Origin of the sequence: Streptomyces sp. NK15101 (assembly GCF_020400725.1) — a bacterium.
Taxonomy (GTDB): Bacteria; Actinomycetota; Actinomycetes; order Streptomycetales; family Streptomycetaceae; genus Streptomyces.
The window spans coordinates 1-13,243 of record NZ_JAINVG010000130.1 but is presented as its reverse complement, the minus strand read 5'-3'; the positions used below and the strand labels follow the sequence as shown (position 1 = coordinate 13,243).

Annotated in this window: 8 protein-coding genes; 4 read left to right on the top strand and 4 right to left on the bottom strand. The window is 74.5% G+C overall.

Annotated elements, in window-relative coordinates:
- Positions 1-212: 212 nt before the first annotated feature.
- Complete coding sequence (locus tag K7G60_RS36310) at positions 213-2,063, bottom strand: glycoside hydrolase family 15 protein (RefSeq protein ID WP_225805235.1); 1,851 nt, start codon at positions 2,061-2,063, stop codon at positions 213-215.
- A gap of 211 nt (positions 2,064-2,274) precedes the next feature.
- Here K7G60_RS36310 and K7G60_RS36305 point away from each other — a divergent pair, with 211 nt between their 5' ends.
- The 4 genes from K7G60_RS36305 to K7G60_RS36290 all read left to right on the top strand — a co-directional run bounded on the left by K7G60_RS36305 (position 2,275) and on the right by K7G60_RS36290 (position 7,498).
- The gene (locus K7G60_RS36305) at positions 2,275-3,084 is read left to right on the top strand and encodes a glycosyltransferase (RefSeq protein WP_225805234.1); all 810 of its coding nucleotides are present in this window, start codon (positions 2,275-2,277) and stop codon (positions 3,082-3,084) included.
- Between the two features lie 578 nt (positions 3,085-3,662).
- Positions 3,663-5,507: a glycosyltransferase family 4 protein gene (locus tag K7G60_RS36300; protein ID WP_225805233.1), complete on the top strand. Its 1,845-nt coding sequence runs from the start codon at positions 3,663-3,665 to the stop codon at positions 5,505-5,507.
- Positions 5,489-6,358: a PIG-L deacetylase family protein gene (locus tag K7G60_RS36295; protein ID WP_225805232.1), complete on the top strand. Its 870-nt coding sequence runs from the start codon at positions 5,489-5,491 to the stop codon at positions 6,356-6,358. The genes K7G60_RS36300 and K7G60_RS36295 overlap by 19 nt, the downstream gene beginning before the upstream one ends.
- Before the next feature lie 48 nt (positions 6,359-6,406).
- On the top strand, positions 6,407-7,498 hold the full coding sequence (locus K7G60_RS36290) for a glycosyltransferase family 4 protein (RefSeq protein WP_225805231.1): 1,092 nt from the start codon (positions 6,407-6,409) through the stop codon (positions 7,496-7,498).
- A 31-nt stretch (positions 7,499-7,529) separates the two neighbouring features.
- Here the strand turns inward: K7G60_RS36290 and K7G60_RS36285 are convergent, their stop codons facing one another.
- From K7G60_RS36285 to K7G60_RS36275, 3 genes are all read right to left on the bottom strand, one after another.
- The gene (locus tag K7G60_RS36285) at positions 7,530-8,300 is read right to left on the bottom strand and encodes a class I SAM-dependent methyltransferase (RefSeq protein WP_225805230.1); all 771 of its coding nucleotides are present in this window, start codon (positions 8,298-8,300) and stop codon (positions 7,530-7,532) included.
- Complete coding sequence (locus K7G60_RS36280; protein WP_225805229.1) at positions 8,300-12,790, bottom strand: aminotransferase class I/II-fold pyridoxal phosphate-dependent enzyme; 4,491 nt, start codon at positions 12,788-12,790, stop codon at positions 8,300-8,302. The genes K7G60_RS36285 and K7G60_RS36280 overlap by 1 nt, the downstream gene beginning before the upstream one ends.
- 244 nt (positions 12,791-13,034) lie before the next feature.
- A partial coding sequence (locus K7G60_RS36275) for a substrate-binding domain-containing protein (RefSeq protein ID WP_225805228.1) occupies positions 13,035-13,243 on the bottom strand: 209 nt, incomplete at its 5' end.

Below are 13,243 nucleotides of genomic sequence, written 5' to 3'. Positions count from 1 at the left end.
CCCCGGATCGCGAACGCCGCGGCCATCGCCGGCTGCCCCCAGCCGTGCGTCGCCGGCCGGAAGACGCGCCGCCGCATCCAGGGCGGCATCCGGCCGGTGCGGAGCGCGGCCGCCCCGCAGAGCGCGAGCAGGAGCGCCGGCGCGCCCGGAATGACGACGTACCGGTCCGTGTCCGCCCCCTGTCCCCGGCGCCGCGCCGGAGTTCGACGCGATCACGCCACAGCCAGGCGACCGCGGTCGCGGTCGTGGCGGCGGGTGCCGTACAGGGTGAACGCCGTGTTCACCAGGGCGACATGACTGAGCGCCTGGGGCGTGTTGCCCAGCTGACGGCCGGCCACGGGGTCCCATTCCTCGGCGAGCAGCCCGACGTCGTTGCGGACGTCGAGGAGCCGCTCGAAGACGGCCCGGGCCTCGTCGGCGCGGCCCGTCATGGCGAGGGCGTCGGCGTACCAGAACGTGCAGGCGACGAAGGTCCCCTCGGTGCCGCCGAGGTCGTCGAGCTCGTGCGTGCCGCCGTCCCGCACGTCGCCGTACCGACGCAGGAAGCCGTGCTCCTCGAGCCGCTCCATCGCCCGGACGGTGCCGAGGACACGGGGGTCTCCGGCGGGGAGGAAGCCGAGCCGGGGGATCAGCAGGGCGGTGGCGTCGACCTGCCGGCTTCCGTAGTACTGGGTGAAGGAGCACTGTTCCTCGCTCCACCCGCGGGCGCAGATCTCCGCGTGCAGTTCGGCGCGGAGCGCCTGCCAGTGCGCGAGGGAGCCGCGCAGGCCGGCGACGCGGGCGAGGCGGACGGCACGGTCGGCGGCGACCCAGGCCATGACCTTGGAGTGGACGAAGTGGCGGCGCGGGCCCCGGACTTCCCAGATGCCCTCGTCGGGCTCCCGCCAGCGCTTGCCGAGGTATTCCAGGAGCGAGGCCACCAGGGCCCAGGCCGCGGGGTCGAGGACGACGCCCGCGCGGACGGCCGAGTAGACGGTGCTGAGCACCTCGCCGTAGATGTCGAGCTGGAACTGGCCGACGGCCGCGTTGCCGAACCTGACGGGCCGTGATTCCTCGTAGCCGGGAAGCCAGTCGGCGTGCGTCTCGGGAAGCCGTCGCTGGCCCTCGACGCCGTACAGCGGCTGGAGGTCGTCGGGATCGCCCGCGACGGCGCGCAGCAGCCACTCGGTCCAGGCCAGCGCCTCCCTGCGGTAGCCGCTGCGGAGCAGACAGGAGAGGGTGAAGGTGGAGTCCCGCAGCCAGCAGAAGCGGTAGTCCCAGTTGCGGCTGCCGCCGATGGACTCCGGCAGGGAGGAGGTGGCGGCGGCGACGATGCCGCCGGTGGGGGCGTAGGTGAGGGCCTTGAGGGTGAGCAGGGAGCGGAGCACGGCCTCGCGCGCGGGGCCTTCGTAACGGAGTGCGGCCGCCCAGTCGTTCCAGAAGCCGAGGGTACGGGTGAGCGCGGCGGCGGCGACGTCGGCGGGCGGGGCGGGCGGTGGCGGCGGGGCGTGCGAGGGGCTCCAGCCGAGGACGAAGGCGACCCGCCGGCCGGCCGTGACGGTGAACTCGCAGCTCGTGCGCTCCCGGGTGACGTCGAGTTCGACGCCGGGCCCGCAGGAGAGGTGGGCGGCGTCGGGTCCGGCGATGGAGACGACGGTGTGCCGGTCCGTGGAGCGGGTCCAGGGGACGATGCTGCCGTGGTGGAACCGGACCCTCAACTCGCCCCGCACGGGGACCCGTCCGGCGATCCCCTCGACGACACGGATGATCCTCGGGCCGCCGTCGGACGGGAGGCCCCGCGAGCGCGGCGGCATGAGGTCGGTGACCCGGACCGTCCCGGAGGGGGTCTCCCAGAAGGTGTCCAGAACCAGCGTGTCGTCCCGGTAACTCCTGCGCGTGCAGCGGCTGCTGCCGACCGGGGCGAGGATCCAGCTGCCGTGGTCCGGATCGCCGAGGAGACCCGCGAGACAGGCGGGCGAGTCGAAGCGGGGCGCGCACCACCAGTCGACGGACCCGTCGGTCCCGATGAGCGCGGCGGTCTCCAGGTCACCGACGAGGGCGTAGTCCTCAATTCGCCCTGCCATGACGGGATTGTATTCCTCTCGGGGAACGCGCGCAGAAATACCCCCTTGACAGGGCGGGAATTCCTTCCCCCTCCGACCCCTTCCTCCGTCTCATTCCTTCGCGGACGGCCGCATATCCTTCCGCTTTTCTTGACGGCGTCACCCCGGGCGCAGGATTCTGGGAAAGCGGTCCGGTCGCCGAGAGGCCGAACCGACGAGTCAGGGCGTACCGATGAGTGGCGATTCCCCGATGGGCAGCGATTCGCATCCCCTGCGCCGGTCCACCGACCGGACGCCCCGTTCCGGCACCCGGACGGTGAGTCTCGTCCTCACGGCCCACCCCGGCGACGGGAGCCCGGGAGCGGCCCTCGACCGGCTCCTCGACCAGCTGCCGTCGAGCGTGCGGGAGGTCGTCCTGATCGGCGGCCCGGCCGAGGAGAGCGCCGTGCGCGACGGGATCGCCGTGCTCCGGCTCGGGAAGTGGGACTTCACGCGGGGCGACATCCCGCACGCCGCCCTGCTCGCGGCGACCGGGGACCTGATCGTCCTGATGAACGCCGACGGCACCATGTCGCCGCACGAGATCCCGCATTACCTGCACTATCTGGAAAGCGGTTACGACTTCGTGAAGGGCTCGCGTTTCATCGCGGGCGGCGACTACGCCGACTATCCGCTGTCGCGGCGCCTGGGGCACCGCGCGCTGCTGCGGCTCGCCCGCCGGCTGTACGGCCAGCACCTCACGGATCTCTGGTACGGGTTCTGCGCGTTCCGGCGCCCCTTCGTCGACCTCCTCGACCTGCGCGAGGACGGTGTGGAGCTCGGGGCCGAACTCGTCACGCACGCGCTGCACTACGGGCTGCGCGTCGCCGAGGTGCCGAGCCTGGAACTGCCGCGCCGTCACGGTCCGTCGCACCCCCGCACGGTCCGCGACGGTGCCCGCATCCTCGGCGCCCTCCTCGACGAGCGGCCGCACAACGCCCTGTCGCGCCTGGCGCACGGGCCTCTCCGCGGCCCTCATGCCCCCCACGGCGTTCCCGGTTGACGAACCATATCGAACAGTGCTATCGCTGAAGAAAGCAACATTTCAGGACAGACCATGCCTTGAGCGCACACCCTCGGCAGGGTCGGTTGACGGAAGAGGCTCGTCGTGACCTCCAGCCCCCTCAGCCGAACGCCGGTGGCACCCGTTCCGCACCCGCTGCGACGTGTGACCGACTGGCCCCTCGCCGATGCCCGGCGCCGCCCGCTCGGCCACTCCCCCCGCACCGCCACCGCCCACCCGGCCCGCCGGGCCTCCGACCGGATCGGCCCCGTCGTCCCCCCACCCCTGCTCCGGATGTGCCGGCCGCGGGGCGCCGGACGCCGGCGGCGGGCCCGCACGGCCCACACGCGAACCGCGCGCCGCGGCAGCGGCTCAGGTCCACCGGCCCGCCCGGCCGCGACGCCCCGGTCCCACACCTCCGCGGTCCCTGCCCCGCGTGACGACGGGCCCGCCCGCGCCCCGATCCCCCCGCAGCGCGTGCCCGGCCCTCGCGGAGGCCGGCGCGCGGTCCACGAGACGTTCCCGCGACTCCCCCGGGTCCCTTCGGCGAGGACCGGAGAGCGACGGAGGCGGGCGTCATGACCGCCGTCCGGGGGCCTCTGCTCGTCGCGGTGTCGGGACCCGACGCCGAGGGCACCTCCTCGCTGGCGCGCCGGCTCGCGACACTGCTGCGCGAACGCGGCGTCACCGTCCTCGTCCTCCCCTGCCACGGCTGCCTCCTGTGCCGCCGGCTCCCGGTTCCGCCCCACGTGAGGGAGACGGGGGAACCGGGCCGGGACGCGTGGGCACGGCGCGCCACGGATCCCGAGCGCCGGGGATCCTGGCCGCGCCGTGTCCACGCCTTCCTCGACTCGTCCGGGCTCGCGGCGCGGATCGCCGTGGCCCGGCTGCTGGCACGGGCGCGGGCCCACGGCGGACAGGCCGTGGTCCTGACGGACCGCGGGCCGCTGGACGAACTGGTGAGGTTCGGCCTCCCGGCCCGATCCGGCGGCACGGCCGGATTCGGCCGGATCGCCGGCGGCTACGGTCTCACCCTCCTCGTGGAGAACGGACCCGAGGCGCTGTGGAGCCTCGGCCCGGAGGGCGCCGCGGGACCCTCGGCCGCCTGGTGGGAACGCTGCCGCGGCTGGTCGCGGCGGCTGCCGGGGATCGCCTGGCTCGACGGCGACAGGGCTCCGTCCCTGGTGGCCGACGCGGCCCTGGAGCGGATCCTCGACGTGATGCGGGAACGGGAACGGGCGGCCGCCGTGCCGGAGCCCGGCGCGACCGCGGAGCGACGGCACGTGGTGGTCTCGGTCTACGACGGCTCGGACGCCCCCGCCTGCCGGAGCGGCGCGGCGCTGGTGGCCGACAAGGTGGCCCGGCGGCTCGCCGAGGACTTCCGGGTGACCGTCGTGACGGCGGGCCGGCACGGCGGCGCCGAGGACCGGGACGGCATCCGTTACGTCCGGCTCCCGGTGGGCCGGGCGGGGCCGCGCGCCGGGCGGCTGCTGTTCCTCGCGCTGCTGCCGCTCGCGGCCCGCCGGATCCGCCACGACCTGTGGCTGGAGAGCTTCACTCCCCCGTTCCCGACGGGCCTCCTGCCCCTGACGACCGGCGCCCCCGTGATCGGCATCGCCCAGGGCCGCCGTCCGGAGACCCGGTGGCGGCCGCACCGCGTGCCGTCCCTCCTGGTCGAGCGGCTCGGCCTGCGCTGCTACCGGCACATCGTGGCGCTGAACGCCGCCGACGGATCGGCGATCCGCCGGCTCAGCCCCCGAGCCGACGTGCAGGTCATCCCCGACGGGGTCGACCGGCACCTCCTCGACGAGGCCCTGCTCGGGTCCGGACAGTTCATCCTCTTCCTGGGCCGGATCGACACCTGGGGCAAGGGCCTCGACCTGCTGCTCGACGCCTACGACCGGGCCCGGCCCCCGCTCGACCTGCTGCTCGCGGGCAGCGGCGTCCCCTCCGAGGAACGCCGCCTCGCCGCGCTCGTCGCCGCGCACGCCCCCGGCCCGGAGCCCCGGATCCACTGGGTGGGGTGCGCCGGAGAGGAGCGCAAGCGCCAGCTGCTGCGCGACAGCGCCTTCCTGGTGATGCCCTCGCGGCACGAGACCTTCGGCCTGGTGGCCCTGGAGGGCATGTCGTACGGCAAGCCCGTGCTGCACTTCGACCTGCCCGCGCTGCGCTGGATGCGCGGCAACGGCGACGTGGCCGTGCCGCCGTTCGACGTGGCGGCGTTCGGCGCGCGGATGACCGAGCTGGCCACGGACGCCGCGCTGCGCCGCCGGCTGGGCCACCGCGCCGGGATCGCGGCACGGCATTACGCGTGGGACGAGATGACGGGCCGCTACCTGGCGCTGGCCCACCGGCTTCTGGACCCGCCAGCCGCCGCGCGGCGGCCGAGGAAGAGGGGTGCGTCATGGCAGACGACCCGCTGACCGCCTTCGTCCGGACCGTCCTCGGCTCCGGCGTCCCGATGATCGTGCTCTCGCCGCACCTGGACGACGCCGTGCTGTCCTGCGGCGCACTGCTCGGCTGGGCGGGGAGGCGGGCGCCGGTGACGGTCGCCACGCTGTTCACGGAGGCCGCGCCACCGCCGTACACCCTCTCCGCCCGCCAGTACCTGCGGCAGGCCCGGGCCGACGACGCGGAGGAGCTGTTCGCCAGCCGGCGCGAGGAGGACCGGCGGGTCCTGGAGCTGCTCGACGTGGACTGGCACCACGTCGGCCTGGTCGACGGGCTGTTCCGGCGGCTGCCGCGGCCCCGTCCGGGCGTCGGGCGGCTGGCCCCGCTGCTGCCCGAACTGGTGCACGTGTACCCGACGTACCGGCTGCACCTGTCCCGGGGCCGGATCTCCGAGCACGACGCCGAGACCCTGCGCGCGGCCGGGCGGACCATCGAGGAGCTGCTGCCCGCCCGCTCCGGCGGCCTGGTGCTCGCGCCGCTCGGCGTGGGCGGGCACGCCGACCACGTCCTGGCCCGCACCGCCGCCGAGCGCAGCGGCCGCCGGGTCGTGTACTACAGCGACTTCCCGTACAACCAGACGGCCGCCGCCGACGCGGAGTTCACCGGCCGGCACCGTCTGGTGGCCCGCGCCTGGGAACGGGACCTCGACCGGAAGGCGGAGCTGATCCGGGGCTACCGGACGCAGACCGACGCGCTGTTCCCCGAGGGCCTCATCCCGCGCGCGCCCGAGGTGTACCTGCTGCCCGAGGCCGGCACGGCCGTCCCCCGGGACCCCGCCCGGCTGCGTACCACGAGGGCCCGGACCACCGGCGGTGTGCCGTGACCGGGCCGCTCGCCCCGACCTCCGCGCGGGCCGCCGCGGAGGTGCCCGATGCGCCGCGGTGAGCGGCCCCGGGTCCTGCTCCTGACCGGCGGTCCGCTGAACGGAGCGGAGGGCGGTGGTCTGCGACTGGCCGCCGACGTCCTCGGATCGCTGCCGAACGTGGACTTCGTGTGGTTCGCCCAGCGGCCGAAAGGGCGCCGGACCGCCCCGGACCACGGACGGCCGGTCCACGTCCTCTCCCGCGGCGGCACGCCGCACGCCCCCGCACGGGTGCAGTCCGGGCTCGCCGGGACCCTGTTCGCCCGCCGGGTCGACCTGGTGCACGCCTTCCTGACCATCGGCCGCACCTTCCCGGCCTTCTCCCGGATGCGCCCGCTGCTGCTCGGCGGGCGGCCGGTCGTGCACACCGTGCCCGGTGTGACGGACAACCGCTTCCTCGGCGCCTCCCGGCCCCTGGGGACGACGGTCGCCCTGTCCGAGTCGATGGCCCGTCTGCTGCGGGCCGCCGACTTCGGCGACGTCCGTGTCGTCCCGCCGATGATCGCCCTGGACGAGTGGCCGTACCTGCCGCGGCCGGAGGGATTCCCCGCCGTCCTGTTCGCCGGACGCCACGAGCCGCACGGCGGGGCGGAGACGGCCATCGAGGCGGCGGCGGAGGCCCACCGGGAGGGAGCCAGGTTCCGGCTGGTGCTCGCGATGCGGGGACGGCCGGGGCAGGACACCGTCGCCCTCGACGAGGCGCTGCGGGAGCGGGCGGGGGCGGCCGGACTGCCCGACGTCGAGGTGCGGGGGTACGTCGACGACATGCACGCCCTGCTCGCCTCCGTCCAGGTGCTGCTGTACCCGCCGGTCGCGCTCGGCGGCACCCCGGACATCCCGTTCACCGTGCTCCAGGCGCTGGCCACGGGCCGGCCCTCGATCCTCAGCGACCTCCCCCAGTTCGCCGACTTCGGCCACGCCGTGCTGCGGGCCCCTGCGGGCGACGGGCGCCGCACCGGGCAGCAGCTGGCGTGGCTGCTCGACCAGCCGCGCTCCTGGGACATGCTCGCGGAGCGGGGGCGGGCCCTCGTCGAGGACCACTTCGGCCCGGAGCGCTTCGCCGCCCGGTACGCGGCGCTCTACCGGGAGCTGCTGGCGTGACGGCACCGTGGCGGACGGAGACGGCCCGGCGTCAGGGGACGGGCCGTTCGGCGGTGAGCAGCAGGACGCCGGTGTCCCCGTACTCGGGCAGGGTGCGGTCCTTCGCGACCCCGGCGATCCGCAGCCCGGTGGTGCGGGGGGCGAACACGGCCCGCAGGGCGGTCTCGTCGACCGGGCAGGCCGGCCAGACCGGGCCGGTGCCGATGCGGTAGCTCGGCATGCGTTCCATGAAGGCGGCGAGAAGGGTGCCGCCGGGGCGGACGGCGCGGACGAAGGCGTCGCAGAGGGCGGTGAACTCGGCGAAGTCCTCGGTGACGCTCTCGGCGACGAAGTTCATCGAGGCGAGGTCGTAGCTGCCGGGGACCAGGTCGTCGGCGGTGCCCCGGACGACCCGCACCCGGCGGAGCGCCTCCGCGCAGTCCGCCGGGAGGCGGGGGTCGAGGGAGCGGCACAGGGCGTAGAAGGGCCGCCAGCTGTCGTCGACGCCGTGGGCGAGCTGTCCGCGCAGGTAGCGGAGGCCGGCACTGCTCGGTTCGAGGGCGTCGACGCCCCGGCTCGCGGCACCCGCGAGCATCAGCGGGTACAGGTTGGGACCGGCGCCGAGTTCCAGGGTGCGGGACAGGCCGCCGGGGGCGAAGCGCCGGTAGACGGCGGCGTGGTGACGGATGACGCCGACGTCGCAGGGGTGGAGGCTGCGGTAGTTCTCGGCGAGGTAGTCGGCGACGGGCCAGTCGTCCCAGTCGGCGTCCCGGTTGCGGCGGACCCGGCCCGCCTCCGGGGGGCCCTGCGGTGTCCGGTCCATCACTCCTCCGCGGGCCGGCCGGCCGTGACGGAGCGGGTGGCCGCGGCGGACTGCAGGGTGAACCGCGCGGCGAGCTCCGTGAGGGCGGCGCACAGCTGGTCGATCTCCTCGTCGGTGTTGGCGGCCGTGATCTGGATGCGGAAGCCGATCCGGTCGCGCGGGACGAGCGGGTAGGACGCGAGCGTCACGTAGATGCCGCGCTCCCAGAGGAACGTGGCGACGGCGTCGAGGTCCCCGGCGTCGCCGAGGGGGATCTCGACGATCGGCAGGCCGTCGGTGTTGGGGGTGGCGATGCCCAGGCCCCGCACGTGGGCGAGGACGCGGGCCGTCCTGCGGTACAGGCGGGCCCTGATCTCGTCCCCGCGCTCGTCGTTGAGGTCGAGTCCGGCGAAAGCAGTAGCGAGCGAGGCGGTCGGCGAGGGCCCCGAGTACAGGTACGGGGACGCCGCCACCTTCAGGTGGTCCTTGAGCCACTTCGGCACGGCGATGAAGGCGAGCAGCGAGGAGAAGGCCTTGGAGAAGCCGCCGACCAGGACCAGGTTGTCGTAGGTCTCGCCGAGGTGGCGGACGATGCTGTTGCCGCGCGAGCCGTACGGGCTGCTCTCGTCGGCGTGCCGCTCCCCGATGACGCCGAAGCCGTGGGCGTCGTCGATGTACAGCAGGGCGCCGTTCTCCCGGCAGATCCGGGCGAGGACGGGCAGGTCGGGGAAGTTGCCCGTCATGCTGTTGACGCCGTCCATGCAGACGAGCCGGCCGGCGCCGGCGGGCGCGCCGCGCAGCAGGCTCGCCAGCTCCTCCGGCCGGTCGGCGCGGAAGCGGTGGACCTCGGCGCCCTGTCCCCGCGCGCCGACGCAGCCGTCGTACACGGTGCGGTGCGCCTGCGCCTCCACGAAGACCTGCCCGGTGCCGGCGAGGAGCGGGATGACGGACTGGTGGATGAGGGTGATGGTGGGCAGCAGCAGGGTGTCGGACGCGCCGAGGAGTTCGGTGAGCCGCTCCTCGATGCGGGGGTAGATCCGGGGGCTGCCGATGAGCCGGGACCAGCTGGGGTGCGTGCCCCACCGCCGGACCTCGGGTTCGATGGCCTCGATGATGGTGGGCTCGAGGTCGAAGCCGAGGTAGTTGCAGGAGGCGAAGTCGACGAGCCAGTCGTCGCCGACCCGGATGCGGCGGCCGTCGACCTCGTCGATGACGGCGTCGCACATGAGACTGGTCCGCCGGAGGCGCTCCAGGTCCCGCCAGCGGGACTCGCGCGGGACCCGGGCGGTGCGGACGGCCGGGGCGGGACCCGCGAGCCGGACGGCCCGGCGGGCGGCCGCCCGGGCGGCGGGCCGGGCGCCCGCGGGCGGGGCGTGGTGCAGATAGGACTCGGCCTGGTGGGCGGTCATGGGGCGGGCGAAGAGGTAGCCCTGCCCGTAGCGGCAGCCCATCTCGGCGAGCAGCGCCCGCTGTTCCTCGTGTTCGATGCCCTCGGCGACGACCTGGAGGCCGAGGACGTCGGCGATGCGCACGATGCCCTCCACGAGCGCCACCTGCTGGGGGTCGGTGGTGATGTCGTCGATGAACGACTTGTCGACCTTGAGGACGTCGATGGGGAACTCGCGGAGGTAGCTGAGCGAGGAGAACCCGGTGCCGAAGTCGTCGATCGCGATGCCCACCCCCAGGTCCTTGAGGGAGGACATGGTGGTCCGGATCTGGGCGTCCTTGCGCATGAGGACGGACTCGGTGAGCTCCAGGACGAGCGAGCCGGGCGCGAGGCCGGAGGAGTGGAGGGCGCGGCGCACCTCCTCGAGGAAGCCCGGGTCGCGGAACTGGCGGGCCGAGACGTTCACGTTGGCCCGCAGCGGGGTGCCGCCGGGGTGGGCGCGCTGCCAGTGGGCGATGTCGAGCGCCGCGTGTTCCAGGACCCAGGCGCCCAGCGGCATGATGTGGCCGCTCTCCTCGGCCAGGGTGATGAACTGGTCGGGCGGCACCATGCCGCGGCGGGCGTGCGGCCAGCGGATGAGCGCTTCGAGACCGGCCGGGGAGCCGCCGTCCACCTCGACGATCGGCTGGTAGCGCAGGGCGAAGGCGTGGTCGGCGATGGCCCGGTCCATGCCCTCCTGGAGTTCGTGACGGGCGACGAGCCGGGAGTGGAGCTCGGGGTGGAAGAGCCGCCACCGCTTCTTGCCGGCGGCCTTGGCCGCGTACAGGGCGAGGTCGGCGTGGCCGAGGAGCTCCTCGGCGTGGGCGCTGTCGAGCACGGTCGCGATGCCGACGCTGGTCGACACGGAGACGGCGCCGTCGGTGAGGTGGAACGGCTGGCTGAGGGTGTGCACGATCTCGGCCGCGAGGGCCTCGGCGTCGCGGGGCTCGCGCGCCCCCTCGATGAGGACGGCGAACTCGTCGCCGCCGAGCCGGGCGGCGGTGTCGGTGAGCCGCAGCACCGAGGTGAGGCGGCGGGCGACGGCGACGAGGAGCTCGTCGCCGACGGAGTGCCCCATGGTGTCGTTGACGACCTTGAAGTCGTCGAGGTCGACGAAGAGCATGCAGGTCAGGGTGGACTCGCGGCGGCCGCGGAGGAGCGCCCGCTCGATGCGTTCGAGGAGCAGGACCCGGTTGGGGAGCCCGGTGAGCGAGTCGTGGAACGCCCGGTGGGTCAGTTCCCGCTCCAGTTTCCGCTGCTCGGTGACGTCGCGGAGGGTGAGGACGAGACCGTGGACGGTGCGCTCGTCGCGCAGGTTGCTGCACCGGACCTCGGCCTCCAGCTCCCCGGAGTCGCCGTGCAGCAGCTTCCAGTCGTCCCGGGCGTCGGTGGCGCCGCGGGCGCGCGCGTCGGCGACGAGGCGCAGGGCGCTCGTCGTGTCGGCGGGGGCGAGGAGTTCGGTGAGCGGCGTGCCGGGGAGCAGGGAGCGGCCGAACATGGACTCGGCCGAGGGGCTGGCGTACCGGATGGTGTCGTCGTCGTCCAGGATCAGGATGACGTCCGAGGTGTTGTGCACGAGGGTGCGGAAGTAGGCCTCGCTGGTGCGGCGGTTGACCTCCTCGCTGAGCCCGAAGCGTTCGAGGGCCAGGGCCGCCTGGGAGGCGAGGGACTGGGCGGGGCCCGAGATCTCCGCGAGCTTCTTCTCGGTTCCCGCGAAGAGCAGCACGCCGAGCAGCGGTTCGCCTCCGGAGGGGGCCTGGAGCTCCAGGGGACAGAGCAGGACGTGGGTCTCGGGCGTGATCTCGGCGGCGATGGACGGGTCGAGCCGGGTCAGGGGCAGCAGCCGGGCTCCCTCCGCGACCAGGTCGGACCAGTCGGTGCCGCGGGGTCGGATCAGCTCGTCGGTGCGGCAGCTCCAGGGGTGCTCGGCGGTGGCCACGGCGGTGAGGCCGCCGCGGCGGTCCCGGGTGAGGAGGAGGACCTGGTGGGAGGTGCCCGGGCCGAAGAGGGCCGCGGAGGCCCCCTCGACCGCTCCGGCGACCTCGCGGGGGCTGAGGGCGGCGACGAGGGAGGCGGCGGCGACCCGGAGGCTGCGCTCGTGGGCCTCGGCCTTGCCGTGGTCGCTCATCATGCCCCAGAGCCGGACGAGGACCAGGAGGAACATCAGGGCCGAGAAGATGGCGATGACGGCGGTGTCCTCGCTCTGCGCGTGGCGCAGCGACTGGAGGAGCAGCAGGCCGGGGGCGACGAGGGAGGCCCCGGCGAGCAGCGCGAGCCGCTGTTCGGCGACGTGCGGGGCCGGTTCGGGGGCGCGCTCGGTGAGGCCGGTCATGGAGGGGTGGAGGGCGGCGAGGCCCCAGGCGGTGAAGAAGACGACCCAGCCGAGGTCCCAGGGGGTGCCGACCTCCCAGGTGCCGTCGAGCTGCTTGATGCCGTAGATGACGTCGGAGGCGAGGATGCCGCAGGTGCCGAGGGTGAGGAGCTGCACGGCCCGGGAGCGCAGCCCGCCGGGGACTAGGAGCCGGGCGAGCATCGCGAGCATCAGCACGTCACCGAGGGGATACGCGATGGAGATGGCCTTCTCGGCCCAGGTCATGTCCTCGCTCCTGGCGAGCGGGGTGATGAGGTTGACCCAGGAGAGCAGCGCGAGGCCGGAGGTGAGGATCAGCGCGTCGAGGACGACGCCGAGGTCGCGGCCGACGGCCCGGTAGCGGATGAACCCGAAGAGGCCGATCGCGAACAGCGGGTAGGTGATCAGGTAGAGGGCGTCCGCGATGGACGGGAAGGGTCTTGTCTGACCGAAGAAGGCCTCCAGGGCGTTGTAGGCGGTGTCGCCGCTCACGAAGGTGAGGTTGGCGGCGGCGAGCACCAGCCAGGGCCAGCGCCGGGACGGCCGGTGCAGGCGGACGCCGACGAGGATGGCGGCGACGCCGCTGAGTCCGATGAGCGCCCACAGGGTGGTGTGCCGGGCGGGGAACTCCAGGTACGCGACGGTCAGCAGGGTCACGACCAGGAGGTACACCAGGGTCCAGGTGCGCAGTGCACCGGGCGCCGTGGGCGGCCGGTTCGGCCTGCGCAGCGACATCGTCCACCGCCCCCTTGCAGGGTCGGACGCCGTCGGGAGCGCCCTGTTCGCGGATACGGGCCCGGTACGGTGTCCATTCTCCGGGGCCCCCGGGGCGGCTGCATCTCGGCACCGGCGGGGCCGGCGGGGCTCCGGGCGCGGTCAGGAGGAGGCGCGGGCGACGAGTCCGGCGGGCGGCATCCGGCGGGCGTCAGGAGCGCAGCCGGCGGGCGTCAGGAGTTCGGCCGGCGGCATCCGGCGGGCCTCAGGAGGAGGCGCGGACGACCAGTTCGGTCGGCAGCATCCGGCGGGGCTGTTCGTCCGCCTCGCTGGGCGAGGCGATCTCCTGCAGGAGCATCCGCGCCATGGTGCGGCCCATCTCCTCGATGGGCTGCCGCACGCTCGTCAGCGGCGGGGCCCCGAGCGCGGGGGGCGCCGCGGCGGCGGCGGCCGCGGGGGGGGCCGGGAGGGGAG